General features: G+C 56.8%; 22 protein-coding genes. 7 read left to right on the top strand and 15 right to left on the bottom strand.

Translation table 11 applies throughout. The features are described from left to right. Positions 1-120: 120 nt before the first annotated feature. From CPPEL_RS04790 to CPPEL_RS04805, 4 genes are all read right to left on the bottom strand, one after another. Positions 121-387: an HPr family phosphocarrier protein gene (locus CPPEL_RS04790; RefSeq protein ID WP_123934316.1), complete on the bottom strand. Its 267-nt coding sequence runs from the start codon at positions 385-387 to the stop codon at positions 121-123. 270 nt (positions 388-657) lie between these two features. Continuing rightward, entirely contained in the window at positions 658-2,718 is a 2,061-nt protein-coding gene (locus CPPEL_RS04795) for a PTS fructose transporter subunit IIABC (RefSeq protein WP_123960068.1), read from the bottom strand. Positions 2,719-2,720: 2 nt separating this feature from the next. Then, a complete protein-coding gene (pfkB, locus tag CPPEL_RS04800; RefSeq protein ID WP_123960069.1) occupies positions 2,721-3,716 on the bottom strand; it encodes a 1-phosphofructokinase in 996 nt (331 codons plus the stop codon). Next, positions 3,713-4,513: a DeoR/GlpR family DNA-binding transcription regulator gene (locus CPPEL_RS04805; protein WP_123960070.1), complete on the bottom strand. Its 801-nt coding sequence runs from the start codon at positions 4,511-4,513 to the stop codon at positions 3,713-3,715. Before CPPEL_RS04805 ends, pfkB begins: the two co-directional genes overlap by 4 nt. A gap of 242 nt (positions 4,514-4,755) precedes the next feature. Between CPPEL_RS04805 and ptsP the strand changes: the two genes are divergently transcribed. Further along, the gene (gene ptsP, locus CPPEL_RS04810) at positions 4,756-6,453 is read left to right on the top strand and encodes a phosphoenolpyruvate--protein phosphotransferase (RefSeq protein ID WP_123960071.1); all 1,698 of its coding nucleotides are present in this window, start codon (positions 4,756-4,758) and stop codon (positions 6,451-6,453) included. Positions 6,454-6,521: 68 nt separating this feature from the next. Here the strand turns inward: ptsP and CPPEL_RS04815 are convergent, their stop codons facing one another. Together CPPEL_RS04815 and lexA are read right to left on the bottom strand one after the other, a co-directional pair. Further along, positions 6,522-7,304: a DeoR/GlpR family DNA-binding transcription regulator gene (locus CPPEL_RS04815; RefSeq protein ID WP_123960072.1), complete on the bottom strand. Its 783-nt coding sequence runs from the start codon at positions 7,302-7,304 to the stop codon at positions 6,522-6,524. A gap of 333 nt (positions 7,305-7,637) precedes the next feature. Next, complete coding sequence (lexA, locus tag CPPEL_RS04820) at positions 7,638-8,330, bottom strand: transcriptional repressor LexA (RefSeq protein ID WP_123960073.1); 693 nt, start codon at positions 8,328-8,330, stop codon at positions 7,638-7,640. A 331-nt stretch (positions 8,331-8,661) separates the two neighbouring features. Here lexA and CPPEL_RS04825 point away from each other — a divergent pair, with 331 nt between their 5' ends. Next, a complete protein-coding gene (locus CPPEL_RS04825) occupies positions 8,662-9,078 on the top strand; it encodes a hypothetical protein (protein ID WP_123960074.1) in 417 nt (138 codons plus the stop codon). A 104-nt stretch (positions 9,079-9,182) separates the two neighbouring features. Beyond that, on the top strand, positions 9,183-9,641 hold the full coding sequence (nrdR, locus tag CPPEL_RS04830; RefSeq protein ID WP_123960075.1) for a transcriptional regulator NrdR: 459 nt from the start codon (positions 9,183-9,185) through the stop codon (positions 9,639-9,641). A 36-nt stretch (positions 9,642-9,677) separates the two neighbouring features. Here the strand turns inward: nrdR and hrpA are convergent, their stop codons facing one another. Next, positions 9,678-13,580: an ATP-dependent RNA helicase HrpA gene (gene hrpA / locus CPPEL_RS04835; protein WP_123960076.1), complete on the bottom strand. Its 3,903-nt coding sequence runs from the start codon at positions 13,578-13,580 to the stop codon at positions 9,678-9,680. A 221-nt stretch (positions 13,581-13,801) separates the two neighbouring features. On the opposite strand from hrpA, the gene CPPEL_RS04840 reads away from it, so the two are divergent. Next, on the top strand, positions 13,802-14,887 hold the full coding sequence (locus CPPEL_RS04840) for a DUF7847 domain-containing protein (protein ID WP_123960077.1): 1,086 nt from the start codon (positions 13,802-13,804) through the stop codon (positions 14,885-14,887). A gap of 200 nt (positions 14,888-15,087) precedes the next feature. Here CPPEL_RS04840 and CPPEL_RS04845 read toward each other — a convergent pair whose 3' ends face one another. Continuing rightward, positions 15,088-16,032: a LysR substrate-binding domain-containing protein gene (locus CPPEL_RS04845; protein ID WP_123960078.1), complete on the bottom strand. Its 945-nt coding sequence runs from the start codon at positions 16,030-16,032 to the stop codon at positions 15,088-15,090. A 184-nt stretch (positions 16,033-16,216) separates the two neighbouring features. On the opposite strand from CPPEL_RS04845, the gene CPPEL_RS04850 reads away from it, so the two are divergent. After that, positions 16,217-16,813: a peroxiredoxin gene (locus CPPEL_RS04850; RefSeq protein WP_123960079.1), complete on the top strand. Its 597-nt coding sequence runs from the start codon at positions 16,217-16,219 to the stop codon at positions 16,811-16,813. Further along, a complete protein-coding gene (gene ahpD, locus CPPEL_RS04855; protein ID WP_123960080.1) occupies positions 16,814-17,338 on the top strand; it encodes an alkylhydroperoxidase, AhpD family in 525 nt (174 codons plus the stop codon). 45 nt (positions 17,339-17,383) lie between these two features. On the opposite strand, the gene CPPEL_RS04860 is transcribed toward ahpD, so the two are convergent. Then, positions 17,384-19,924: a DEAD/DEAH box helicase gene (locus CPPEL_RS04860; RefSeq protein ID WP_123960081.1), complete on the bottom strand. Its 2,541-nt coding sequence runs from the start codon at positions 19,922-19,924 to the stop codon at positions 17,384-17,386. Between the two features lie 162 nt (positions 19,925-20,086). Then, positions 20,087-21,058 (bottom strand): PAC2 family protein, encoded by a 972-nt coding sequence (locus CPPEL_RS04865; RefSeq protein WP_123960082.1) that lies wholly within the window; start codon positions 21,056-21,058, stop codon positions 20,087-20,089. 384 nt (positions 21,059-21,442) lie between these two features. Here CPPEL_RS04865 and CPPEL_RS04870 point away from each other — a divergent pair, with 384 nt between their 5' ends. Further along, positions 21,443-22,483: a DUF4192 domain-containing protein gene (locus CPPEL_RS04870; RefSeq protein ID WP_123960083.1), complete on the top strand. Its 1,041-nt coding sequence runs from the start codon at positions 21,443-21,445 to the stop codon at positions 22,481-22,483. Positions 22,484-22,505: 22 nt separating this feature from the next. On the opposite strand, the gene galE is transcribed toward CPPEL_RS04870, so the two are convergent. From galE to CPPEL_RS04895, 5 genes are all read right to left on the bottom strand, one after another. Beyond that, complete coding sequence (gene galE, locus CPPEL_RS04875; RefSeq protein ID WP_123960084.1) at positions 22,506-23,489, bottom strand: UDP-glucose 4-epimerase GalE; 984 nt, start codon at positions 23,487-23,489, stop codon at positions 22,506-22,508. 57 nt (positions 23,490-23,546) lie between these two features. Then, positions 23,547-24,230, bottom strand: coding sequence for a metal-dependent transcriptional regulator (locus tag CPPEL_RS04880; RefSeq protein ID WP_123960085.1), 684 nt, complete (start codon positions 24,228-24,230; stop codon positions 23,547-23,549). Between the two features lie 246 nt (positions 24,231-24,476). Beyond that, positions 24,477-25,466 carry a sigma-70 family RNA polymerase sigma factor gene (locus CPPEL_RS04885; protein ID WP_123960086.1) on the bottom strand — a complete coding sequence of 330 codons (990 nt, stop codon included), beginning with the start codon at positions 25,464-25,466 and terminating at the stop codon, positions 24,477-24,479. A gap of 126 nt (positions 25,467-25,592) precedes the next feature. Next, entirely contained in the window at positions 25,593-26,027 is a 435-nt protein-coding gene (dtd, locus tag CPPEL_RS04890; RefSeq protein WP_123960087.1) for a D-aminoacyl-tRNA deacylase, read from the bottom strand. Between the two features lie 68 nt (positions 26,028-26,095). Beyond that, complete coding sequence (locus CPPEL_RS04895) at positions 26,096-26,620, bottom strand: DUF3099 domain-containing protein (protein ID WP_123960088.1); 525 nt, start codon at positions 26,618-26,620, stop codon at positions 26,096-26,098. Positions 26,621-26,665: the final 45 nt, after the last annotated feature.

The following is a 26,665-nucleotide window of genomic DNA, read 5'->3' on the forward strand; positions in this document are numbered from 1 at the left end:
CCAAAGCGCCCCCGCTTGCAAGCAGTCACTCCAAGTTTTTGGAGCCTGTGCAAGCCGGGGGCGTTTGCTCGTTTTCGATCGGCGCGAGGAAAGTGGCGCCGATCAAGGCGGAAGCCGGAATTACTCGGCGTCGAGGTCCTTTTCAATCAAGGCGGCGATCTTCTCAACTGCCTCGGCGTTATCGGAGGTCACGGTGACCTTATCGCCCTTTTCTGCGCCAAGCGCCATGATCATCAGCGAGGAGGCAGCATCAGTTTCATCGTCGTCGCCTCCTTCGATGGACAGGAAGATCTCGTCATCATATTCGCCGGCTGCTTCAGCGATGATGGAAGCGGGACGAGCGTGGAGGCCGACAGCAGAGCCGACAACAACAGTCTTAGAGGCCATTGCGGTTTCCTTTCATTGCGTGGTGTTGCTCTAGGGGTTATACGCAAGCCACCACTAGCGATTTCATGTTGAGATGTGCTTCCTGAACGTTCGGCCCGGGCGGGTATTCGGGCGAAACCTCACCCGTCCAAGCCTTCCGATCAAAAATCTATGTCCGATTCTAGGGTGTGATCCGAACTTTCGCCACGATTGCGACGCCTGATCAGTCACATTTTCAGTATTGCCTGAATCACGTCCGGCCTTCCTCGGTTGGAAAGGAAGGCCTGATGCTTAGGCCGATGTAGCCGCGGCGCGAGCGGAAGCCTCGAGCGCCTTATTGGGCCAAAACTGCTTGGCTGCTACCACCAGCACCGCCGAGGTGATCGTTCCGGCCACCAAGGCCAGCAAGAAGCCCCAGAGCGGATGGATGGCAAAGAGCACGAAGATGCCACCGTGGGGTGCTCGGGAGGTCGTGCCCGTGGCCATGGTGATGGCACCGGTGACTGCGCCACCGACCATCATCGAGGGGATCACGCGGAAAGGATCAGCCGCGGCAAAGGGGATAGCGCCTTCGGATACAAAGGACAATCCCAGCAGCCAGGCAGATTTACCGTTTTCTTGTTCTGCCGGGGTAAATAGATGCTTGCGCATCAAGGTGGCAAGCGACAACGCGATCGGAGGCACCATGCCTGCGGCCATGACAGCGGCCATGATCTTCATGCTGGCATCGTCACCGGTAGAAAGCCCGGCGGTGGCAAAAAGATATGCAGCCTTGTTTACCGGCCCGCCAAGGTCGAAGCACATCATCAACCCAAGGATGATGCCAAGCAACACTGCGGAGGATCCGGACATCGAGGCTAACCAGTCTTGCAGTCCAGTCATCACCCCGGCCAAGGGGCGCCCTAGAAGCAAGAACATGGCAAGACCCACGATCAGCGAGGTCAGCAGCGGGATAATCACCACCGGCATCAGCGAGGCCACCACGCGCGGGACCTTGCGCTGCGCTAGCCACATGGCCACCACACCGGCGAGCAGGCCTGTGACCAGGCCGCCGATAAAGCCAGCACCGATCATCACCGACACCGCACCGCCAACAAAACCAGGCGCAATACCTGGCCTACCGGCTAGGGCATAGGCGATATAGCCAGAAAGAGCTGCCACGATAAAGCCCATGGCCATCTGCCCGGTGGCAAACAGCACCGCGCCCAGGTATAACGCAAGCCCGGCGCGATCAAAGCGCATGAGCTCGCCATCGACCATCACCTCGTGGCTTGGCAGGTTGCCTAGGGAGTAATCGGTGGCCAACACTTTCCAGCCGTTGGCGATGTCGTAGCCGCCAATGAGAAAGCCCAGGGCCAGCAAGAGCCCGCCTGCTGCAACAAAGGGCACCATGTAGGACACGCCAGTCATCACGGCTTGTTGTACCTTCTTGGCGGTGCTTAAGCCTTGATCTGCGCCTTCTTTGCTGCCGCCGCTGTTGGCTGTTGCCTGCACGCGGCGTGCTTTCGGGTTGGAGGCTGCAGCGACTGCCTCGTTGAGCATTACTTCAGGTTCATTGATGGCGCGTTTGACGCCCGATTCAATCACCGGCAGGTTGGCAAAGCGCTCACGATCTTTCACCCCAACATCGGTGGCGAAAATAACGGCATCGGCCGCTTCGATCACATTGGGGGCAAAGGGGGTGACAGATGAAGAACCTTGGGTTTCCACATGGAGTTCTACGTTGTCCATCTGTTCTGCTGCCTGGCTTAAAGCATCTGCTGCCATATAGGTGTGCGCAATGCCGGTGGGGCAAGCGGTAATGGCCAGCAGTGTTAGCGTCTGGCCTTGGGGCGCATCGTTGGTCGCACTAGCCGCCTGGGCAGGCGCGTTGCCTTGTGCCTTTGGTTTGCTTTCAGACGTGCCAAGGACTTCCTGGATCAATTCGACGATGGCTGCCGGATTATCGGCTGCGCGAAGTTGCGCCAGGAATTCTTTGCGCACCAGCGCCCGTGCCAGCTTGGATAGGAGCTTGAGGTGTTCTTTTCCACCTCCTGCCGGTGCTGCGATGAGGAAGACGAGATCTGCAGGGCCATCCGGTCCGCCAAAATCTACCGGTGTTGCCAGGCGGGCAAAACCGAGCGTCGGGGTGCTAATGGCTTCTGATCGGCAGTGGGGGATTGCCACGCCACCGGGCACGCCGGTGGGAGATTTGGCTTCTCGTTTCTTAGCATCCTGTGCCAGTTGCGTGGCGTTGTCTGCCCGCCCTGCTTCTTGGAGGAGGGAGGCTAGGTGTTCAATGACCTCTTCGGGGGAGTTGCCCATGGTCTGGTCGAGGCGAACCAGCTCAGGGGTGATTACGTGCTGTTGCATGATCAGCTACGTCCTTTTTGGGTGGGGGATTCGCCCTGCAGCATGGTGGCGCTGGTGTGTGCCACGTCGAGCTGATCGGGCGTTGGGATGGAAGTTCCAGGTAGTGCGGTAGCAGCCGAGCCATAGGCCACGGCAATGCGCAGTGCTTTGGCGGTGTCTTCACCGGCATTGAGCGCGAGTAAGTATCCGGCGAGCGTGCAATCGCCTGCGCCAACGGTAGATACGACGGTGACTGGGGGAGGGGTGGCAACCCAGGTGTGTTCTTTGGTTACCAATACAGCCCCTGCCGCGCCGAGGGTGACCAGCACTTGCTCCAGACCGCGCTCAATGAGCTGCTGGGCTGCTTCGATTACACCGCTGACGTCGCCTTCTTCGGCTGCGGCTTCAAGTGCTTCACCATCGCGTTGGGTGAGCTGGCCTAGCTCGAAGGCATTGGGCTTGAGCATCGTCGGGGCCGCCCTTTCCAGGTTTTTGCCCACGCTTGCTAAAGGCCCATCGGAGGTGTCGACGGCGATTTTGATACCAGGGTATGTGGCTTGGAGCTTTTCGACGAGCACCGTGTACCAATCTTCAGGCGCTCCCGGAGGCAAAGAACCGGCCAGCACAACCCACTCCGCGTCTGTTGCGGCCCTAAGTAGTGCTTGCTCGATGTTGTCTAAGTCTTCTGCTTCAAGGCGTGGGCCTTTGCCATTGAGTTTGGTGGTGGTGCCGTCTGGTTCTGTCACGGCGGTATTCACCCGTACAGCGCCATGCAAGGGCACGAAGGCGAAGGGAATCCCTGTCTCCTTTAATAGGTGCGTGAAGGGATCATCGGCGGCAGCCGGAAAAAGCGCAAGCGCTGGTGCGTCGGCGCGGTGTACTGCGAGGGCGACGTTGATGCCCTTGCCACCTGCGGCATTGTGGGTGCCATCTACCCGGTGGACTACGCCGCGTCGAAAAGCTCCTCCAAGCGACAAGGTGGTGTCGATGCTGGGGTTGGGGGTAAGCGTCAAAATCATGGGATCACAACCTGGGTATTGGCGTCGCGAAGGCAACGCAGTGGGGATGCAGGCAAGGGACGTTCGCTAATCACGGTGCCTACTTCTTCAAAGGAAGCGAAAGGAACTTCGCTTTTGCAATGGGCTTTAAAAGACTCGCTCAGAATCACCGAATGGCGTGCGCGTAGTAGCATCTCGCGCTTGACCTCGGCAATGGGCTCGGAGCTTGTGGCAAAACCGCGCTCGCTTTCAACCGCATTCGTGCCAAGAAACGCAACATCGGCTCGCAGCCTTTGCAAAGCGCTGATCGCGGCCTTGCCAGTTAATGCCTTGCCATGGCCACGAAGCGTGCCGCCAAGGACCGAGACATCAGGAATATTGGCAGCGCACATGATCTTGGCCACCACCGGGGAGTTGGTTACCACGTGCCAGCGTTGGCCAAGGTAATGCCGGGCGAGCACCGTGGCAAAGGCCTCGGTGGTGGCACCGGCGTCGATAAAAATCTCCGCCTGGGGCTTGGGCACAAATTGCATTGCCTGCAGGCCAATGGCTTGGCGGTGTCGCAGGTGGGTGGCTTCGCTTTGCATGCCTGCATGGAGGCGTTGGGCATTGCTGGCGGCTTGCTGCTCTAAGGCAACCGCGCCACCATGCACCCTGCGGAGTGCTCCTTGGTGCTCCAAGGTTTTGAGATCGCGCCGGATCGTTTCTGTGGTCACTGAGAATGCAGCGGCGAGTTGAGCCACGCTGGTGTGGCCAAGTTGCGCCGTTTGCTCGGCGATTGCCCGCTGGCGCTGGGCAACTTCTTCGACTGTGGCCATCTTCACCTCACCTTGCAGCCACCGTCTCGACTTGACCGAAAACGCCCGATTAAGAGGGGTTTTGGATTTGCTTTCTTGTGGCTTTCTCTCGCAAATTGCAAAAAATGTTGGTTTCTCCCCACATTGTATGCCCGGTTGTGTCCGAAAGGCAACATTTGCCTGTCTGATTAGTTGCGGGATTGTTGTTTTTGTGGTGATGTATATGCAAACACCCTACGTTTTGTGAGGATAGGTGACCCACATTGGAAAATGTGAGCAATGACACGGTAATCAAGGGTACGGCCGTCGTATCCGGCGTTCGTTACGCCAAAGCCGTATGGATCAGCCCCCGCCCCGAACTTCCCCAGGCCGGTGCGGTAATCGAAGAATCGCAGCGCGAAGCAGAACTCGAGCGCTTCAATGAAGCTGCAGATGCAGTATCCGAGCGCCTGCGCGAACGCTCCACCAAAGCAGAAGGTGCCGCATCTGAGGTGCTCAAGGCCACCGCAGGCATGGTCAACGACCGTGGCTGGCGCAAGGCCGTACACAAGGGCATCAAGGGCGGACACCCCGCCGACTACGCTGTTGTGGCAGCAACCACGAAGTTCGTCACCATGTTTGAAGCCGCCGGCGGCGTGATGGCAGAACGCACCACGGACCTTCGCGATATCCGCGACCGCGTGATTGCAGAGCTGCGAGGCGAACAAGAACCCGGCCTGCCCGAGGTTGATGAGCAAGTCGTGCTTTTTGCCGACGATCTCTCCCCGGCAGATACCGCTGCGCTAAATACTGACTACTTCGTAGGCTTGGTAACAGAACTCGGCGGACCTACCAGCCACACCGCCATCATCGCCCGCCAGCTCAACGTGCCCTGCATCGTTGCTGTAGGCGAGAAGGTGCACAAGATCGAAGCCGGCGAGCCGGTCATGGTCGATGGTGCACTTGGCACCGTCACCCTTGGCGCAGACCCAGAAACCGCACGCGCTGCAGAACAAGAATCCAAGATGCTTGCAGAGCGCATTGCCCAGTGGCGCGGACCTGCACAAACCAAAGATGGCCACAAAGTGCAGTTGCTGGCCAATGTGCAAGACGGCAAAGCAGCTCGCATCGCTGCAACCCAAAGCCAGGCTGAGGGCATCGGCCTGTTCCGCACCGAGCTATGCTTCCTCACCGCCACCGAAGAGCCCAGCGTTGCTGAGCAGGCCGAGGTATATAAGAAGGTGCTCGAGCAATTCCCAGAATCCAAGGTGGTTGTTCGCTCACTCGACGCCGGCTCTGATAAGCCAGTGCCCTTTGCCTCGATGGCAGATGAGATGAACCCAGCCCTTGGCGTTCGCGGCTTGCGTGTGGCTCGTGCCAATGAGGCCTTGCTTACCCGTCAGCTCGATGCCGTGGCCAAGGCAGTTGAAGAACTCGACCGCGCAGACAACGCCCCGACGTGGGTGATGGCTCCCATGGTGGCTACCGCACGCGAAGCCAAGTGGTTTGCTGGCCTGTGCGCCGAGCGTGGCCTTACCGCCGGCGCTATGATCGAGGTTCCGGCAGCATCGTTGATGGCCGATAAGCTCATGCCGCACCTGGACTTCGTCTCCATCGGCACCAATGACCTCACGCAGTACACCATGGCCGCCGACCGTATGTCGCCGCAGCTTGCATACCTGACCGACCCCTGGCAGCCAGCAGTGCTGCGCCTGATCGATCACACCTGCAAAGAAGGCCGCAAATACGACACCGCAGTAGGTGTTTGTGGCGAGGCCGCCGCAGATCCGCTGCTTGCATGCGTGCTCACCGGTCTTGGCGTGAACTCGCTGTCTTGCGCTTCCACCGCCATTGCCGGTGTTGGTGCTCAGCTTGCAGCCGTAGACCTCGAAACCTGCCAGCGCGCCGCTGCTGCAGCGCTCGATGCAGAAGGTGCAACGGAGGCTCGCGCAGCCGTGCGTGACATCATTCAGCCCGCCTAAGAGTATCTGAGCTCTACAACACAACCGCCCGCCAGATCTGATCTGGCGGGCGGTTCAATTTTTTTGCTTTAGCCGTTTGCAATGACGACCTCGACGTCGCGCTCACGCAGTGCCTTGATAAAGGATTCAGGAGCATTCGCATCGGTGATGATCACATCAATATCATCGATCGATCCGAAGCTCACCAAATAGTCGGTGCCCATCTTCGTGGAGTCGCACAACACCACCACCTTGTGGGCGTTGGTGATCATGGCAGACTTAATCGCAGCTTCCTGGGAATCCGCAGTAGAAAGGCCATGATCCAAGGTCAGTGCGTTGGTGCCGATAAAGGCCACATCTGCGCGCATCAACGCCAAGGCCCGCAAGGCGGTATCGCCAACCACGGCCTGGGTAATAGCGCGGACGCTGCCGCCGAGCAATTGGATCTCATCCAAGCCAGAGTTGGCAAGGGTAAGCGCAATGGACAAGCTATTGGTCACAATCGACCAATGCTTCGCGGCAGGCTGCACACAAATCAGCTCGGCGAGTGCGGCGGTAGTGGTGCCGGCATCAAGGAACATGCCACCTTGCATATCGGGCAGATAGCGAAGTGCCGCATGGGCGATGCTGTTTTTGGCTCCAGAGGCCGAGCGTGCACGGGTATCGAGGCTAAATTCGGTGGTTTGGAAGGTTTGGTTTGCCACAGCACCGCCGTGCACGCGGTGCACCACGCCCTCGCGGTCGAGTACCGCGAGATCACGGCGGATCGTCTCCGCTGTCACCTCGAAACGGGATGCCAATTCGGTGACGTTCACTCGCCCTTCGACCGCAGTAAGGGATGCGATTTGGCGGCGACGTTCCTCCGAGTACATTGTTGTCCTTTCAAACAAAACCAAAAGAGCACGCTGTGGATTGCTGCGTGCTTCCACTGTTGTGTTGTGCACCTATTACTCACATTGTTCCATTAAAAACCCCAAAAAAGCACAGAGATCGGAAGCGAAAACTTCAAGAACGGACATGAAAACGTGCAACGTGGGCAGGTAATTTCAGCTCAGGGGTGGTTTCGTGTCTGATTGTGTGATGAACCATGTGTGACGATAAGTACGCCAAACACCCCCGGTAGAGGGTGGCTTAAAAGTACGCTATCTAGCGCTTGCCAGCAGCTAACCGGGGGTGTTGTAAGACAAGTTGGAGGCGGGCGCCTGCTACACGCGGCGCAATACTGTTACCACTTTGCCCATCAGTTCTGCATCATCAGCTGGGATCGGATCATAGTCTTCATTGCAGGGCATAAGGGAGTAGGTCCCGCTTGCATCGCGGTGCCATTCCTTTACTGTGGCAGAGCCATCGATCATTGCCGCCACATAATCGCCAAGGTTCGCTTCCTTCTGAGAGCGCACCACCACCAAATCGCCGTGGAAAATACCGGCGTCTTTCATCGAATCACCATTGACGCTCAACATAAACAGCTCGCCTTGGCCAACGAGTTCCTCAGGCAGCGAGTAATAGCCGGCAAGATTTTCCTCGGCGGTAATGGGGGAGCCCGCGGCAATCTGGCCGAGCAAGGGCACCATTGAAGTAGCAGAGACATCCACCGGATGGTCGGAAGAAAGCTCCTGCTGTTGCTGCATCATGGGGCTCGTGGTTCGTTTACCGCTGGTTGGGTTGCGAACCTCTACAGCGCGCGGCTTGTTGGCATCGCGCCTTAGAAAGCCCTTTTCTTCTAGGCAACTTAATTGATAGGCCACCGATGACGTGGATTTCAGGCCGCAGCGCTCGCCGATCTCGCGGATGGTGGGCGGAAAGCCGCGGTCAATAATGGCCGCCTCGATCACGTGAAGAATTTTTTGCTGGCGTTTGCTGAGCTCTGCCTTGTTTTGCTTTGGGGTGGGGGTCATCGTTGGCCTTCCTCGTGCCGAGCGCTGGTGATTGTTCGAAAGTTATTGGAGCTTTGGCAAGCCTTGTGTTCTAACCCTAGCGTAGCCGGGGAGATGTCGCTACACATGTTCGAACATTCACCCTTTTGGGTCTATTAACTGCGAACACTTGACTTCGAACATGTTCGAGTGCATACTTTCGAACAGATGATCTCTCGAACAGGTAGGCGAACGAGCATTCATGCTTCACGCTCGAAAGTCGGGGGTCGTTCGATAGACAAGTGTTCGAAGTGCTGCAGGACAATCCCAAGGCACCTCGATGCGTTTAAGACCTCAACGGAAAGAAAAAGACATGACTTTGACAGTTTCTCGTAGCAACGGCAACGTTCCTGGCCACCAAGGTCGTCTTGGATCGCGCATTACCCAGCCGGCGCAGGTGTGGGATATTCCTTCGATTGACTCACGGCCCACTAGCCATAGCGCTGGGCAGATTAGAACCCTTGCTCCTGTTGTTCATGCACCGCGGCGATCCCAAGAGATGAGAACAGCTCGCGCTTTCCCTACTTCCAGATCTTCGAGTTATAGCGGAAATGGCGTAGCTGCAACTGAAACTTCTCAAGGCAAAGAAAGTGCCAAGAAGTTCCTCATGGGCTCATTACTCGGCTTGGTCATGGTCTTTAGCGTCTTAGGTGCAGCTCAGGGTGAAGAAGATACAGCACCAAAAGATGCCCAGCAGGTGGTGGCTTCGCTTGAAGGGGATTCGCGCTAAATTAGGTACAGCAGTACTGTGGCGCGCTAGCAGTAGCGCAGGCAGGTCGAACACCTAGCCAACGCAACAAAAAGCCACAAGGCTAAACAAGGAGACCTTGAGCATTGCACTGTCCTTTTTGTCGCAATCCCAACTCGCGCGTTGTAGATTCGCGCGTGGTAGACGCCGGCTCAGCTATTCGCCGCCGGCGCGAGTGCTCCGAATGTGCCGGACGATTCACCACCGTTGAAAAAGCCCAACTGCTCGTGGTCAAGCGCTCCGGAGTCACTGAACCATTTAGCCGCGAGAAGGTCGTAACTGGCGTAAGACGCGCCTGCCAAGGCCGAGACGTCAGCGATGATGACCTTAAAGAACTCGCCATGGATGTTGAAGAAGCGGTGCGCAAGGTAGCTAGCTCCCAGATCGAAGCGCACAAAATTGGCGAGGCCATCCTCGAGCCTCTGCGCAAACTCGACGAGGTTGCCTACCTCCGCTTTGCCTCTGTGTATAAGTCTTTTAAAAATGCCGAAGACTTCGAAAGCGAGATTCGAGCCATGCGCCGCCAAGAGCGCCAAAGCTACTAAGCGCTTGGGCGCAAGGCTCAACAACCCCACTAGCTGCTAGAGTGCGTCGATCGCCTTTTGGATCTTGCGCTCTGAAACCGTCTGGGCGGTACCAAGACGTTGGGCAAACAAACTCACTCTTAACTCCTGCAATTGCCACTGCAAGGAATACAAGGTCTGTGCAGGTATCTGAGGCTTTTTGCCTCGATTTTGGATCGCACGGGCAAGACGTGCCTCCAAACCATTGACCACCGCTTGGCGCTCGGCATCTCGGGTTGGGTGCAACTCCATATCTTCTAACCGCAGCGCAATCGCTTTGGCATAGCGGGGGATATGCTTAAGCCTTTGGCTTCCAAGCTTGGTCACGGCGTGTTCTGGAAGCATGAGCTGCAATTGCCGCTGCATATCCTCAATCGCTGGGCCTTCCCAGTCTGCTAATTGCTGCTGGGCATCGAGCCAAGCCGCGATCGCTGGTGCCAAAGCCACGGTGTCTTGTCGCACCGCCGAGGCAAGACGCGGACGGATAAACTCCTGGAGATCCTTATAGCCCTGCGGGGTTCGCTGGGGGCCACCGGCTTCTTGCATCAAATCTCGGATGGCTGCAATACGGATATCGCGCAATAACCCCTCAGCGCCACCATGGGGATACTTGTCCACCGCCACGCGCTGACGAAGCGGCAGCCCTTTGAGCATCTGAGCACCCTGCTGAGGTAGATCCTGGGCGAGCATGGTCAACGTGGTGCTAAAAAGCTGCGCATCTGCTTGCGCCTTCGTTGGCATGACCTTGCGGGCAATGCCTTGTTTGGTGCGCACCAATGTGGGATAGGCCGTGACCATTTGGCCCTCAACTGAGGTGTGCACCTCCGGCTCGAGCGCGCCAATCGTATCCTCAGTCCACTGCTTATAGGCCTTTGATTCAGACTCGCGTGCAGCCTTAGACACAGAAGAGCGAATCTTTTGGCGCTGGCGTTGCTGGAGCTGGGCTAAATCTTTATCCCAATCGATGATCTTGCCGCGCTTATCCATTGCAGCAAAGCTAAACCGAAGGTGCGCTGGGAGTTTTTCAACCCGAAAATCGCTGGCCTGGATGCCGCTGCCACCTAAACTGCGCAGGGCCTGAGCGAGCTGTTCTTCCACAGTGCCTTGATAAGGAGTGATGAGTTCAGCGGCTTTTTGTGCGAACGCTGGTGCTGGTACCACGGAACGTCGAGAAGCTTTGGGCAGCGAGCGAATCAGCTCGGTAAGCAGCTCCTCGCGCAGCCCGGGAACCAGCCAATCAAAGCCCTCGGGCTGCAAGCCGCCAAGCAGCGGCACCGGAATCTCAATGGTCACGCCGTCTCTCGCCGCGGTCGGATCAAATTGATAGCTCAACTTATAATCCAACGATCCCTGACGCCAAATATCAGGAAACGCCTCTTCGGTGACAGCGGCTGCATGTTCAGCCACCAATGCCTCGGGATCAAAATCGAGCAAATCTGGCTGCTGCTGCTTGGTCTTTTTCCACCAATGATCAAAATGCCGGCCAGAGGTGATGCGCTCAGGCAGCCTTGCATCGTAGAAATCAAAGAGCGTTTCTTCATCAACAACGATGTCGCGGCGGCGTGCCTTTTCTTCTAAATCACCTGCCGCCTGAAGCTTCTGCACATTCTGGTGATAAAAGCTGTGGTGAGTCTGCCAATTGCCGGCAATCAGCGCTTCGCGGATAAACATGTCGCGGGCAGCGGCCTTATCAACCGTTGCATAGCCAACTACACGATCTTCCACCACCGGCACACCGTAGAGCGTGGAACGCTGATGCACCATCGGCTGGGCCCGTTTACTAGACCAAAAAGGCTCGGAATATTGATGCTTGAGTAAGTTAGCCCCAAGCTTTTCCACCCAAGCCGGATCGATTTGGGCTACATCGCGCGCCCACAGCCGAGAGGTTTCTACCATCTCGGCAGCCATGACCATCTCTGGTTTTGCCTTCGACACCGAAGAACCGGGGAAGATAGCAAAACGAGTATTGCGGCTTCCGCGGTACTCGCGACTTTCACCATCACGGATACCGATATGGGAAAGCAATCCAGATAGCACAGCCTTGTGTACGGCATCTGCGTCGATATTGCCGGGAAGCGCCTTGACGTCGATCCAGCCTAATTGCTCGCCAATGCTGCGCAGCTGGCGCACGAGATCGAACCACTCCCTGATGCGCATATAGTGCAGATACTCCTGCTGCATGAGTTTGCGAAACGCATTGCCGCTTTGCTCATCGCGCTGGGTACGGACATAGCGCCACAAGTTGAGGTAGCTCAAGAAGTCCGAACGCTTATTGCTAAAGCGAGCATGTTTTTGGTCTGCCTGAGCCTGGAACTCCAAGGGGCGTTCGCGAACATCTTGGATGCTAAGCGCCGCTACCACCACATAGGCCTCAAAGAGCACGCCGAGGCGTTGAGCCTCAATGAGCATGCGCGCCAAGCGCGGATCCAAGGGGATCCGGGCTAATTGCTTGCCAATAGCAGTTAGCACTGGTTCGGCGGCGTCTCGTTGTTCGAGCGCATCGAGTTCGTGAAGGAGCAACAGGCCATCGCGAATCGCTTTGGTGTCTGGTGCTTGGATGAAGGGAAACTCCTGGATATCGCCAAGTTTGAGCGACGCCATCTGCAAGATGACTTGGGCAAGGTTGGTCCTAAGAATCTCCGGATCGGTAAATTCCGGGCGCGATTGAAAATCCTGCTCCGAATACAGGCGAATGGCCACGCCATCGGCCACACGGCCACAGCGGCCGGATCGCTGATTCGCGCTGGCTTGAGAGATCGGCTCGATGGGAAGCCGCTGCACCTTCGTCCTGGTGGAATAGCGTGAAATGCGCGCAAAACCGGTATCAACCACATAGTGGATGCCTGGAACAGTAAGTGAGGTTTCGGCGATATTGGTGGCTAACACGATGCGCCGGCCGGCATGCGGGCGAAACACTTTGTGCTGTTCCTGATTGGAAAGGCGACCAAACAGGGGAGTGACCTCCACGCCTTTCCAGTGCTGTTTTTCAATCATCTCCATTGCATCGCGAATATCGGATTCGCCGGCAAAGAAGCAGAGGATGTCGCCTGGCCCATAACTCATCAATTCCTTGCAGGCCTGGATGAGCCCATCGAGCGGGTCCACATCGATGGTCTTTTCGCCCTTGGTTTGTTCCAAGGGCCGATACAAGATCTCTACTGGGTAGGTTCGCCCAGAGACTTCCACAATCGGTGCTGGGTTGCCTTCAGCATCACAGAAATGCTCGGCAAAGCGCTCTGGGTCAATCGTGGCGGAGGTGATGATCACCTTTAATTCGGGGCGCTTAGGTAAAAGCTGCTTGAGGTATCCAAGCAGGAAGTCGATATTGAGGCTGCGCTCATGGGCTTCGTCAATAATGATCGTGTCATACGCGCGAAGCAGGCGATCTCGTTGCATTTCTGCCAGCAAGATGCCGTCCGTCATCAGCTTTACCGAGGTGCTGGCAGATACGCGATCATCAAAACGGATGGCGTAGCCAACAGAATCGCCAATGTCTTGGCCTAGTTCTTCTGCAATGCGTTCAGCAACGGTTCTGGCAGCAAGCCGGCGAGGCTGCGTATGGCCGATCAGCCCGCGCCTGCCCCTGCCAAGTTCTAAACAAAGCTTTGGTATCTGCGTTGTTTTTCCCGAACCGGTTTCGCCGGCAATAATCACCACTTGATTTGCCTCGATCACGTCGAGCAATTCCTCGCGATATGCGCTCACCGGCAAAGCTTCGGGGTACGTCATCGGCGGAATGGCCGCCTGGCGTGCCTCGACCTGCGCTACAGCGTCGCGGAGATCCTTTGTAATAGCGGCGAAGGCCTTTGCAGAGCGTGCCTTTTTCAGGCGTGCTCGAAACCGCGGCACTAAGGAATAAGGAGCTTGTGCTAGAAGCTCCTGAATGTCTTCGGGAATGGCGTGGCGTTGGCGAGAACTCATGATTCTAAGGAATGTTACCGCGCTGGGCGTTCATACCAACTTGCTAACGATTTTCGATGCACCGTTTCCTGGCAAGGGTTGCCTTGCTACATTGATGGAGGCATTGAGTTTGTTTCCTATAAAAAGAACTGCGTGGCTTGAACTTCCAGGTCATGCGTGCAGGGGAGCACCTTGATGCCAAAGGCGAGATTGATCGCAAAGAAAATCCAAAAGGAAAAAAGATGAGCGAACACAACGACCGCGATAATCGCGAAGGCGGCCAGCCTCAAGACGACGGCTTTCAGCCCTATCCTCCGGTGAACCACCCGGAAGATCAGCCCCAGTACGGCCAGCAGCCGCCGCGTTACCCTCAGCCCGGCGCACAACCTGATTCCGCGAATACTCACGGTGCTGCAGATGCCAACAATGCTGGTGGGCAGCCTTCTTACGGCTCGCAGTTTGAGGCTGGTGCTCCCGGTGCAGATTCCAACCAGTACGCCGGGTACGGCAATGCTGGAATGAATTTCCATGTGCACCCGGATCTTGAGACCACCATGGTGCAGCCGGTTCGTGATGTTTCGGTGTGGAACCCGATCAAGTATGGCTTCAAGATCGTGTTTAAGCGAGCCAATCCCTGGTTGATTTGGGGTGTTGGCCTCGCCGTGATTGGCATCATTTTGCCCGGTGTCTTCTCCGGCTTCAGCTCGAGTTCCTCCTGGGATGCCACCTCGTTCCAGGCCACCGCGCAGGAAAGCTGGGAAAGCCAGATGCTGAACGTGGTCTTCGGAATTGTCATGCTGCTGTTAGGCCCCATCCTTGTTGCCATGGCTGTGGCACAGGTTGATGGTGGTCCGCTGGGTAAAGAACGCCGTGTGGCGCAGGGCAACTACGGAAAGACCCTGTTTACCAGCATTTTGGTGGGCATCATTGAAGTTGTTGCCATCTTGGTGCCGGTAGGCATCCTGGTGTTCCTGGCATTTTCTACCGGTGGCGACGAGTTCGGTGTGCTCCAGGGCCTGCTGTTGCTCGCTGCGGTAGTGGTCGCCATTGTGATTGCACTTGCGCTGGTTCCGATTAGTGTGCTTTCAACGTATTTTGCTGCAGAACAAGGCCTGAACCCGGTTGAAGCTATCCAGGCTTCCTGGCAGCAGGGGCGCCCGCATCTTTGGTCCCTGGTTGGCTATTCCATTCTCAACGGCCTGATCACTGGTGCGCTCACGCTCTTTACCTGCGGTTTGGGCAGTATCATTGCGATTCCCCAGGCGTATAACGCCGCCGCATTTATGTACCGCCAGGTAAGCGGTGGCGCTGTTCCCGATATGCGCTAACAAGCCTGTGATGGCTTCAAGCTCGTGTTCTACCGCACCTGCTTGATGCGCCAGGAGATATTGAATAAGGGCCTGCACCTTTTTGGATGCAGGCCCTTATTGTTGCGCTTAGTCAAGCCACTCAAAGCTCTGGTGCAGGCGCCACAGGAGAACGGCACCGAGGTGCACATCGGCTTTGGCGGCCTTGTACTTCTGTGCTTTTAAGCCTCGGTGCGGGCTACTTCGTGGAAGGCTCGAGTAATGAGTGCCCCTAGTTGTCGGAATTCTTCTTCCCGCGAGCTTGAAGAGGTGCGATAGGCAATCGCTACTTCGCGTTCGGCACTCACACCAGGGTTGAAGGTGGCAGTGGCGATGCCTGGGCGCTGTCCTTCGGTGCTCACGGCACTTTCTGGCACAAGGGTTGCCCCGTGTCCTGCGCTTACAAGCTGCATTACGGTGGTCAGGCTTGCTGCGCGGGTGCTTGCGTTTTGAGATTGCTCGGGGTGTACATCGGCCCGGCGGCAGAGATCGACGATTTGATCCCTGAGGCAGTGGCCGTCGTCAAGCAAATAGAAGTTGAGGTCGCGCAGATCTTCTAAGGTGAGGTCGCTGCGCCCGGCAAAAGGATCATCCTCGGGCACCACGAGGTGGAAGTTTTCGTGGTAGAGGGGGATGTGGTTGATCTTTTTATCCTCAATGGGCAACGCCAGCAAGGCGCACTCGATATGGCCGTCCCTTAATAGCTCGCACAGGTGCTGGGTTTGATCTTCGATAATCCTTAATTCCAGATCCGGGAAGGTCGTTTCTGCTAGGCGCAGCAAATTCGGAAGGATATAAGGCGCGATCGTGGGGATGATCCCGATGGTGAGTTGGCCAGTAAGCGTTCCCACCGCTCCGCGTGCGTGGGCAAGGAACAAATCCACGGCGTCGAGCGTGGCTTTTGCGTAGGGGAGGAGTTCCTCGCCGGCTGGGGTGACGATTACCTTGCGGGTGGAACGTTCAATAAGTTGCACGCCGAGGCCGTGTTCGATGGCGGCCAGCGCCTGGGAAAGGGAGGGCTGGGAAATGTCTAGGCGTGTCGCCGCGGCGCCGAAGTGTTTCGTTTCAGCCACGGTGACATACGTCCTGAGCTGAGCCAGGGTCGGGCGGTACTCTTTATAGTTCATGTTTATAGGTTATCAGTCTCTTTGAAGGGAAGTCATATTGACGCGGCGCTAATTGTGTTGCATAATCAGTTGCAGGCCATTAAAAGCCTCAAACATTTAGCAGTGCTCAGGTGCCGCTTTATCGAGGCCAATGGCCATAAGTACGAAGAACGATTTTCAAACTTCCATTACTACGGAGGATCCCATGGCAATTTTGACCGTTGGCGACACATTCCCAGAATTCAACCTCACCGCACTCAAGGGCGGCGACCTGCACGAGGTCAACGCCGCTCAGCCCGAGGACTACTTCGAAGAGGTATCCCTGGCCAAGTACGAGGGTAAGTGGAAGGTAGTCTTCTTCTACCCCAAGGACTTCACGTTCGTCTGCCCCACCGAGATTGCCGCCTTTGGCAAGCTCGACGAGGAATTCCAGGATCGCGATACCCAGATCCTCGGCGGCTCCATCGACAATGAGTTCGCACACTTCAACTGGCGCGCAACCCACCCAGAGCTCAAGGAAATTCCTTTCCCGATGTTCTCTGATATCAAGCACGAGCTCATCCGCGCACTGGGTGTAGAAAACGCTGAGGGCGTTGCCGATCGCGCTACCTTCATTATCGACCCCGACGGCATTATCCAGTTCGTATCTGTTACCCCGGATGCTGTTGGCCGCAACGTTGACGAGGTTCTGCGCGTGCTCGACGCCCTGCAGTCCGAAGAAGTGTGCGCCTGCAACTGGCAGAAGAACGACCCCACCAAGAACATTGACAAGTTCTCCGAGCTTCAGGAGGGTCTGAAGTAAATGTCGTTGGATAACCTCAAGTCCGGCCTGCCCGAGTTTGCCAAGGACCTCAAGCTCAACCTCGGCACCCTGTCGCGCTCTACCGAGCTTTCCGAGCAGCAGCTCTGGGGCACCTTCCTTGCCGCAGCAGCCGCAACCCGCAACGAGGCAGTGTTCTCCGAGATCGCTGAGGAAGCCAAGGAGCACTTGAGCGAAGAGGCCGTCAACGCCGCACTCGGTGCCGCATCGATTATGGCAATGAACAACGTTGCCTACCGCGCCAAGGGCTGGCTCGGCGATGACTACGCGCAGGTCAAGATGGGCCTTCGCATGAACATCATTGCCAAGCCCGGCGTGGAAAAGGTCGACTTCGAGCTGTGGTCGCTGGCTGTGTCCACCATCAACGGCTGTGAGCACTGCACCATCGCTCACGAGAAGACCGTGCGCAACGAAGGCCTGACCAAGGAGCAGATCTTCGAGGCAGTCAAGATCGCCGCTACCGTCCAAGGCGTTGCCCAGGCAGTAGAGATCGAAGCTGCACGCTAAGCTTTTCGACGAAAAAATCGGCACCTTATTCCAGGTGCCGATTTTTTATGCGCCCTCGATAGAAAGCTGCGCTAATCGCACTTCACCGGCGGCATCGCTGGCATCGAGATCAACCACAGCGTTGAAGGCAAAGCTGCGATCATCTTCTGGATCCTTAATGACCTGCCGAACAGTCCAGCGCCGCGGCTCCGTGCGATCAAGCTGGAAATACTCCGGGCCGCGGGCATCTGCGGAAAGATCCACATCCGCGTACTCATCAAAGTAGGCATCCAGCGCAGCGCCTAAATCAACAGGCTGCTCTAAGTAATCAAAGGTGTCAGCAAAAGCATCTTCTTCCTCCAAGGCGAACATCCGCACCGCCTTGAACATGAGGTTTCTAATCATCACAGTCAAAGCCTTGGGGTTTGCCGATAAAGCATCGGGATCTTCCACGCCAAAAGCGAGCTCTCGATCCAATGTGGCCTGATCGATTGGTGCGTCTGGATCTGCTAATTGCGCCCATTCGTCGACAAGCGAAGAATCCACCTGCCGAATGAGCTCGCCGAGCCATTCCACGATCTCTTCCAACTGATCCGTCTTGGCGTCTTCCGGCACCGAATGGCGCAGCGTGCGCCACGCATCGGTGAGATAGCGCAGCACCACCCCTTCTGCACGGGCAAGCTGATAGGTGGCAATGAGATCGCTAAAGGTCATGCCCTTTTCCAGCATCTCGCGCACCACGGATTTGGGGTGCAGCTCAAACTCACGCGCCCAAGGGTGGCCTTTGCTATAGATATCAAAGGCCTGCTCCAACGTCTGCTCCAAGGGCTTCGGCCAGGTGATGTCCTCCACAATGCGCATGCGCTCGGTATAGTCCACACCTTCGGCCTTTAACGCCTCAATTTCTTTGGCGCGCTCAGCTTTTTGCTGGGCAAAGAGCAAGGGGCGAGGATCTTCCAAAATCGCTTCGAACACGCTAATCACGTCATAGGCATAATCCGGCGATTGCTCATCCAACAGCTCCAACGCCGCCACAGCAAAAGGAGAAAGCGGCTGGTTCAGCGCAAAATCGCGCTGCAGATCCTGGGTGAGATGATAGGTTCGCCCGCTATTATCCGGGGTATCAAGGCGTTCGACGATGCCGGCTGCAACCAATCCGCGAAGCAACTCAATAGCGCTTAAAATATCGGCGTTTTGCTTCTCGCGGCTATCGTGATTGGTGCGCAGCAGCTTGCGCATGTGCTCAAAGCCATCACCGGGGCGCGCAATCACATTGAGCAACACAGCATTACTCATCCGGAACTGGCTGCTCAACGATTCCGGTTCGGCCTGCATGAGCCGCTCAAAGGTGCGCTCACCCCACGTGACTTCACCATCGCGAGCAGACTTCTTGCGAAGCTTCTTCAACTTCTTCGGATCACTACCGGCGCGCTGCCTTAAACGCCAATTCTCAATTTCATGCTCCGGTGCCTCAATCACCACATAACCGGTGGTGTCATAACCAGCACGCCCAGCACGCCCGGCAATCTGGTGGAATTCCCTCGAGGCCAAAATGCGCTGCTTTTGACCATCGAATTTGGCCAAGCCGGTAAACAACACCGTGCGAATGGGCACGTTAATGCCCACGCCAAGGGTGTCGGTGCCACAAATGACCTTCAGCAGCCCTGTTTGAGAAAGCTTTTCTACCAGGCGGCGATACTTCGGCAACATGCCGGCATGGTGCACGCCGATTCCCTTGCGCAGCAATTTCGAAAGCGTTTTGCCGAAGGTGGTGCTAAAGCGGAAATCGCCAATTTCTTTGGCGAGTAATTCGCGCTCTTGTTTGGTGGCAATTTCCATGCTCAGCAGCGACTGCGCACGCTCAATTGCTTCGCGCTGAGAAAAGTGCACCACATACACCGGTGCCTTATTAGCCTGAAGCAGCGCCTCAATGGTTTCGTGCACCGGGGTGTAGACATACTCGAACTCCAGCGGCACCGGCCTTTCGGTGCCACCGACGATGGTGACCCCACGATTGCTGCGGGCTTTGAGGTCTTCTTCCAAAAAGCGAGTATCGCCCAGCGTGGCCGACATCAGCACAAACTGTGCGCGCTCGAGCTCGAGCAAAGGCACCTGCCAGGCCCACCCACGTTCGGGATCCGAATAATAGTGGAACTCATCCATGACCACCTGGTGAATATCCGCGCGGATACCATCACGCAAAGCAATATTGGCCACGATCTCAGCAGTAGCGCAGATAATTGGGGCAGAACCATTGACTGTTGCATCACCAGTCATCATCCCAACCTGCTGAGGGCCAAAGACCTCGCACAAGGCGAAGAACTTTTCACTCACCAGCGCTTTGATCGGGGCAGTATAAAAACTGCGTTTGCCACGAGCCATGGCAAAGAAATGCGCGGCGATCGCCACCATCGACTTACCCGAGCCCGTAGGGGTAGACAAGATCACATGATCATTGGCAAGCACCCCTAAGGCAGCTTCTTCCTGGGCAGGGTAGAGGCTAATGCCACGTTGGCGAGTCCATGCGAGAAAAGCGTCGAAGATTGACTCATCGAGCAGCGACTCGGGCACTTCTTCTAGATCGGGCAGCATATCGGTGAGGTTCACAAGCACCAAGCGTACCTGTGCGTGCCAAGCAAGAAAGCTTGGCGCTCACCGCCTCGGCTGCAAGCTGGCCATCGCAGTGGCCTCCACGCCGGCCGCGGAAGCCTTGGAAGCCTTGGAAGCCTGGCGGGCCTTAAGCCTGGCGGGCCTTAAGCCTGGCTGGCCTTAAGCCTGGTCTTCTGGATCCTCATCCTGATCTGCGCTGCCTAATGAACGATCATCGAGGTGAGCCAAAAACTCCTCGAACTCCGCGCCTAGTTCTTCGCCACTCGGTACGTCTTGCTCACCAGGTAGCACCGCGTGCGGATGCTGCTCGCGATAACGCTCGAGCTCCTCATCGTATTGCTGCTCGAGCTGCTGGACCACAGCTTCAATTTCGCGCGATCCTGCCACCTGTTCTTCTACCTGCTGAGCCACCTTCCGGGCATCTCGTTCCAAACTGCCAAGAGGGAAGCGCAAACCGGTGGTAGAAGTGATGGTTTCTAACAAGCTCAGCGTTGCCTGCGGGTAGCCAGAAGCAGCCAAGTAATGCGGCACGTGGGCGGTATATCCTGCCACCGAGTGGCCCTTGGCATGCAGGTGGCGCTCTAAGTGCAGCGAGGCAGAACCTGGAACCGTAATGGTGGAATCAAGCTTAAATTGCTTGCCCACCAGCTTCTCATCATTGCCGTGCGCAGATACCACCAATGGGCGAGTGTGAGGCACCGTCATGGGAGCTGCATACAAACAGATGGTGTGCTGAACCCCAAAACGTTCCACCAATTCGCCCACGGCCTGGGTAAAGGCATTCCAACGAAGGTCTGGTTCAGGCCCGGATAGCAATAAGAAATGCTTACCCTCGGAATCCTTTAACACCTGAATACCTAGATCAAGCGGTTGTGCTTGATCCACCGTGTCATTGTCAATTACTACCGCGGGCCTGCGCGAGCGGTAGTCGATGAGCTCATCGTTATTAAAAGAAGCCACCAGCCGGTGATCCAATGCGCTCAACAGGTGCTGAGCGCTCGCGTCGACCGCAAGCCCAGCATCGGCGTAGCCATCGAGTGCCACGATGAGTGTCGGACCTTGTTGGGCAGTACCTTTGACCTCTGGTGCAGGAAACTCAAGTTCGTACATGCGATCTCCATGTTGCGGCATGTTCTGGGTTCCTCCTTAAGACAATTGTGGCGGTCTCTGGTGCAAAAGCGGCGCAATGTACCTGTATAGCTGCAGGTACTCCATGGCCACTAGCCTAGTGGGCTTTGTGCACCTTGCGCACCAGCGCTTCACCAGTGTGTCGGCAGTGGCCGATTGACGTTCAAGCCGTTACTGCACACAACGCCAAGGCCGAGATTTTTGTTCCCCTCAACCTTGCAAGCCTGCATCAGCGGCTTGATCGGCGCAACTGTAACGCCAAAGTGGGCGGTGAAAAACTGGCTAATGTAACACCAACAGCACAACACGCGAGACGCTGTGGATAAGTGTGCGGCTTAGAACCGCCATATCCGGCGATATGCGTACAAACCTGGCACATTTCCTGCCATGACAGAAAACAACACACCAGGAACACTGCTCGCCAACATCCCAGGAATTCTGGGCTACTACCCACAAGAATCACTCGTCGTTGTCACACTCGGCCCGCTTGTTGGCGGCCGACGCCACGTAGGACCGGTGCTTCGCCTTGATCTGAGCGATCTTCGCTACGCCTATGACCTAGGAGATGCACTAACCAACGTCGATATCGACATCGCCTTCGCCTTCGTAGTCAGCGAAGAATTCGACGCAGAACAACTCAACGATCTCCAGGCCCTGCTGCAATCACTATCGGGATGCGGCCTGCTACCAATCCAACACTGCTGGCACGTCAAAGAAATCTTAGGCGGGGCTCGCTATCGCCACCTTCCCATCGAAGCGGACACCACGGTGCCTCCCGGATGGAACCACGGCAGCATCCCCGATATCTGCGCCAGCACCTCACTGCACGCCATGCTTACCCTCGGGGAGCTTCCCATGCTCAACCGTCAAGAGGCCAAGGACTACTTTTGCAGCCGACCCAAATGGGCGCACCGAACCTGGCGCGAAAAAGCCGCCCAGCAAGCCATGAAGGAGGGGGCGATAATGAAGACGAACTTCTTCGAAGGAGTAGCCTCCATCGATATCGCCATCGAGCGCTTGTGCATCAACCTCGCTGCCGTACCTGCGTCTTCACAGCTTCGCGCCAAGCACGTAAAGCCATTAGCCCAATGGCTCAGTACCGTATCGCTTCGCGACGCCAGCGTGGAAGCATTCATGCGCGATAGGGCGCTGGGGCGCCGGGCAGCACTAGCAGTGGCTTCTTGCTATGAAGGCGAGATTCGAGCCAATGCTTTATGCATGTATGCAGTGTGCGCCTTAGGCACCGCCGCGAGTTTCCGGGTGCCTTTTGCCCTAGAGTGCGCGATCGAAACTAGCCCAGGCCACCGGCTTACGCACCTGCTCCAGCTTGGGTATCGGCGCGGTGATGGGGAAGTGGTCATCGGTGCCGTAGTACGCGGAAGCCACCGCACCCTCGCGACGATGCGCGGTGATGAGGTGGCTGCGTAGCCAAGCGTGCCTTGGCCAGATGCTAACGATGCGCGCTATGGGCGGCATCGCCTAGCTGGGAGGTGAAATTCCAGGCATCGCGCACGATGGTGTGCAAATCGGTGTGCTTCGGATCCCATCCGAGTTCTGCCTTGGCTTTTTCTGATGATGCAACCAGCACGGCCGGGTCGCCGGCGCGGCGGGGAGCTACCTCGGCAGGAATCGGGTGCCCGGTGACCTTTCGGCACATCTCGATTACTTCCTTGACGGAATAGCCTTCGCCTGAACCTAAATTAAAAATGCGGTGCTTGCCGGGGGTGTTGCTTTCAAGGGCAAGCATGTGGGCATGGGCGAGATCCAGGATGTGGATGTAATCGCGAATCGGGGTTCCGTCGGGGGTGGGCCAGTCGTCGCCAAACATGTAGATCTTGTCGCGGTGGCCTAAGGCTACTTGCAGCACCAGGGGAATAAGGTGCGTTTCCACTACTCGGTTTTCTCCAACCAGGCCATAGGCACCTGCCACATTGAAGTAGCGCAAGCTGGTGGCGCCCAGCCCATGAGCTGCTGCGTAGGAGGTAATGGCGTAGTCGATTGCGAGCTTGGTTGCACCATAGGGGTTGGTTGGCTGGGTGGGAGCCGATTCCTTCATCGGAACTTCCTCTGGCTCGCCGTAGGTTGCTGCAGTGGAGGAAAAGACGAGGTTTTGTACTCCGTGCTCGCGCATCGCATCGAGCAGCACCAGGGTGGTAACGAGGTTGTGTTGCCAATACTCTTCAGGCACCTCTACGGATTCGCCTACCAAAGAGCGAGCGGCAAAGTGCAGGACGGCATCGAATGATTCTGCGGCGAGCACCTCATCGGCGAGGTCTCGAACATCGCCTTCGATAAAGGTGGCGCCTTGGGGGAGAGCGTCCCGGTTACCTGTGCTGAGATTATCGATGATGGTGACGTCGTGGCCGTGTTCGAGCAATACCGTCGCGCACACGCTGCCAACATAGCCAGCACCGCCAGTAACCAGGAGCTTCATGGAAAAATCACACCGTCTTTTCTTTTGAGATGGGCAATATAAGGCGCTGTGCGCGGTTTAAGCCTGAGGCTCTACGCGCACTGCATGGGCGATATCGTCAAGCAGCTCTACTTCCTTCTCACCCTTGCGTAGCACAACGTGGCCACCATCGAGCCAGAGATCCAGCTCATCGCCGATGGCAATGTCTGCATCGAGGAGTGCTTGCATGGCATCTGGATCTACCTGCAAGATCTCGTTGATCTGCACCAGGGTGACGCGCTGGGGTTCTTCGGTGGCGATATCGACAACGCGCTTGCCCGGTTCCGGGGCGGCATGTTCGGCTACGCCAATTTCTTCCAAGGCGGGAATGGGGTTGCCAAAAGGAGAGCTATCAAAGTTATCAAGCACGCCCACCAGGCGACGCTCGACTTCTTCGCTCATGACGTGTTCCCAGCGGCATGCCTCGTCGTGCACTTTATGGATATCCATCCCGATGATGTCGGTAAGCAGGCGCTCAGCCAAGCGGTGCTTGCGCATCACTGCGGTGGCCAGCTTGCGGCCCTCGGGCGTCATGTGCAGGCTGCGGTCGGAGGAGACCTTTACTAATCCATCGCGCTCCATGCGGGCTACGGTCTGGCTTACGGTTGGGCCAGACTGTTCGAGGCGCTCAGCAATGCGGGCACGCAGGGGAGTAACCCCTTCTTCCTCCAACTCGTAAATGGTGCGGAGGTACATCTCAGTGGTATCGACAAGATCTCGCATAAAATTTCACCCTTCTTCTTGCATTAGCTTACCCAGCCAATACTTGGTGCGGTGCGTCAACATGCTGGCGAACATGCCAAGCCATGTAGTCCATCGTAGCGTGCGCCCATGCGCCTGCGTACTCAGGCAACGCTTCTTAAAGTATATGCCAATCAATATCTAGAACTCAATAAGAAAGAGTGATATTGCTGGTCAGAAAAAGAAAGCGTGGCCACATGGCCACGCTTTGATGGGTATCAAAAAACGCTAGAAGGCGTAGGCGCGGAGCTTCTCCACACGGTCGCCATCACGAAGTTTGGCCATCACCTCACGCTCAATCTGGCGGACCCTTTCGCGGGAAAGGCCAAATTGGCGCCCAATCTGATCGAGGGTGCGCGGCACACCATCGTCGAGGCCATAGCGCATCCGAATCACATCTTGTTCACGCTGCTCGAGCGTGCCAAGCACCATGCGGATATCTGAGTGGCGCAGCGAAGCAACCACCGCCGTCTCGGCATCGGTAGCCTCGGAATCTTCAATGAAGTCGCCCAAAGGCGCTTCCTCGTCGGCACCGACTGGCATATCCAAGCTCACCGGATCACGTGATTGGCGCAGCAGCATCTCTACCTTGGCCTCATCAATGCCGGATTCCTCTGCCAGCTCTTCATTGGTGGCCTCACGGCCGAGGTGCTGATACATCTCGCGCTTGATTCGCGAGAGCTTATTCACTTGCTCTACAAGATGCACTGGCAGACGAATGGTGCGAGACTGATCTGCCATGCCGCGGGTAATGGCTTGGCGGATCCACCAGGTGGCGTACGTAGAGAACTTAAATCCCTTGGTGTAATCGAACTTCTCCATCGCGCGGATCAACCCGAGGTTGCCCTCCTGGATCAGATCGAGCAACGGCATGCCACGGTTGGTATAACGCTTCGCCAGCGATACCACCAGGCGCAAGTTCGCCTCAAGAAGATGCGAGCGCGCCTTGCGCCCTTCTTTTACTAAGTGCTTGAGGTCGCGCTTCATGGCGCGAGTCAGATGCCGGTCACTGTCGTTGAGCAGGTACTCGGCGTACAAGCCCACCTCAATGGTTTGGGCCAACTCAACTTCTTGCTCCGCATTCAGCAACGCCGTTTTGCCGATGCCATTGAGATATACCCTGACTAGGTCTGCAGAGGGATTGTCGTTGGTCTGTCCTCGACGACTCCCGCGGTCTACTTCCTCCGTTTCGAAATCCTTGAGGGAAGAGCTCGTCATAAAGACCTCCTAGCTATCGGCGCGTACGTGGGTGTAACGCAAGAGGGTTGAAAAAAGTTCCTGGCCTTGATCGCTAGAGAATAAAACGTTTCTGACCTGCACTAAAAGGCCAGTGGCATCTGGCGCTTAGGTTTCCACCAACACGGTAAAAGGCCCTTGGTTGACTGAGGCGACTTCCATCATCGCGCCAAACTGGCCTTGAGCTACCTCGATGCCGCGCTCAACCAACAGCGAGGCAATCTGATCAATCATCGGCGACGCCACCTCACCAGGGGCGGCATCTGACCACGAGGGGCGCCTTCCTTTAGCGGTGCGGCCCATCAACGTAAATTGGCTCACAAGCAGCACTGGTGCGCCTGCTTCTTCAACACTGCGTTCGCCTTCTAGGATGCGAAGCTCTGCAATCTTGCGGGCCATGGTTGCCACAGCCTGCTCATCGTCTTCTCGGCCAACCCCGATCAGTGCCAAAATGCCACCGGTCTCCGGGCAGGAGATGGCGCCGACTACTTCACCATCGACGCGTACCGATGCCTCGCTTACGCGGGTAAGCACTGCTTTCATGGGATGCCTTTCTGCACATACTCAGTGGCGCCTTGCCACGTCTTGTCCGGATGAATACAACACCCTACCTACCGTGGCGGCGAGCCACCTTCGGATGCGTCGTTATGGTCTACGACCTGAAAATCCTGCTCGGATGCATGTGCCTCGTTGTTGCCTTGGGCTAGAGCGCGTTGTTGATTGTGCTGCTCCAACACAAATGCCTGGTATTCGCGAGCCACCGCCGGCTTGTACACCGCTGGCGTGCGCGGATCCCTGCGTTCACCTACACCATTGGCAATGACCACGGCGACCCATGGCAACGGGATAGAGATGGCAAACAACACTGCCGAAAGCAAGATGGAATGCCACCACACATACGCCACGCCGGAGGCAAGGAGGAAGGGCACACGCAACCCTTGGAGCCATGCGTAGACCTTTTCGCGGTGGAGTCGATTTTCTTCAGGGCTTTGGTGGGCGTCGGTAACAAGCTCGGCCTTGTGTCCTTTCAGCCGAAGCACCGCGCGCTTGGCGTGTGAAACCCGAATTTCGGCGGCGTGTGTCTCGTGCACACTGCCGTCGAAAGCATCGTGTTCCTGCTGGCTTCTGCCGTCCATGGTGTCTAATGCTAGTCCGCGTAGCCAAAGGGGGGTCGATTGGTG

Source organism: Corynebacterium pseudopelargi (assembly GCF_003814005.1).
GTDB classification, from domain to species: Bacteria; Actinomycetota; Actinomycetes; order Mycobacteriales; family Mycobacteriaceae; genus Corynebacterium; species Corynebacterium pseudopelargi.

Excerpts from the sequence above, each read along its gene's own strand:
- CPPEL_RS04845 (WP_123960078.1), bottom strand. The coding sequence starts at position 16,032 with ATGAACTATAAAGAGTACCGCCCGACCCTGGCTCAGCTCAGGACGTAT.
- CPPEL_RS04850 (WP_123960079.1), top strand. The coding sequence starts at position 16,217 with ATGGCAATTTTGACCGTTGGCGACACATTCCCAGAATTCAACCTCACC.
- ahpD (WP_123960080.1), top strand. The coding sequence starts at position 16,814 with ATGTCGTTGGATAACCTCAAGTCCGGCCTGCCCGAGTTTGCCAAGGAC.
- CPPEL_RS04870 (WP_123960083.1), top strand. The coding sequence starts at position 21,443 with ATGACAGAAAACAACACACCAGGAACACTGCTCGCCAACATCCCAGGA.
- CPPEL_RS04815 (WP_123960072.1), bottom strand. The coding sequence starts at position 7,304 with ATGTACTCGGAGGAACGTCGCCGCCAAATCGCATCCCTTACTGCGGTC.
- CPPEL_RS04790 (WP_123934316.1), bottom strand. The coding sequence starts at position 387 with ATGGCCTCTAAGACTGTTGTTGTCGGCTCTGCTGTCGGCCTCCACGCT.
- hrpA (WP_123960076.1), bottom strand. The coding sequence starts at position 13,580 with ATGAGTTCTCGCCAACGCCACGCCATTCCCGAAGACATTCAGGAGCTT.
- dtd (WP_123960087.1), bottom strand. The coding sequence starts at position 26,027 with ATGAAAGCAGTGCTTACCCGCGTAAGCGAGGCATCGGTACGCGTCGAT.
- CPPEL_RS04880 (WP_123960085.1), bottom strand. The coding sequence starts at position 24,230 with ATGCGAGATCTTGTCGATACCACTGAGATGTACCTCCGCACCATTTAC.
- galE (WP_123960084.1), bottom strand. The coding sequence starts at position 23,489 with ATGAAGCTCCTGGTTACTGGCGGTGCTGGCTATGTTGGCAGCGTGTGC.
- CPPEL_RS04865 (WP_123960082.1), bottom strand. The coding sequence starts at position 21,058 with ATGCCGCAACATGGAGATCGCATGTACGAACTTGAGTTTCCTGCACCA.
- lexA (WP_123960073.1), bottom strand. The coding sequence starts at position 8,330 with ATGACCCCCACCCCAAAGCAAAACAAGGCAGAGCTCAGCAAACGCCAG.
- CPPEL_RS04895 (WP_123960088.1), bottom strand. The coding sequence starts at position 26,620 with ATGGACGGCAGAAGCCAGCAGGAACACGATGCTTTCGACGGCAGTGTG.
- CPPEL_RS04840 (WP_123960077.1), top strand. The coding sequence starts at position 13,802 with ATGAGCGAACACAACGACCGCGATAATCGCGAAGGCGGCCAGCCTCAA.
- CPPEL_RS04885 (WP_123960086.1), bottom strand. The coding sequence starts at position 25,466 with ATGACGAGCTCTTCCCTCAAGGATTTCGAAACGGAGGAAGTAGACCGC.
- pfkB (WP_123960069.1), bottom strand. The coding sequence starts at position 3,716 with ATGATTTTGACGCTTACCCCCAACCCCAGCATCGACACCACCTTGTCG.
- CPPEL_RS04805 (WP_123960070.1), bottom strand. The coding sequence starts at position 4,513 with ATGGCCACAGTCGAAGAAGTTGCCCAGCGCCAGCGGGCAATCGCCGAG.
- CPPEL_RS04795 (WP_123960068.1), bottom strand. The coding sequence starts at position 2,718 with ATGCAACAGCACGTAATCACCCCTGAGCTGGTTCGCCTCGACCAGACC.
- CPPEL_RS04825 (WP_123960074.1), top strand. The coding sequence starts at position 8,662 with ATGACTTTGACAGTTTCTCGTAGCAACGGCAACGTTCCTGGCCACCAA.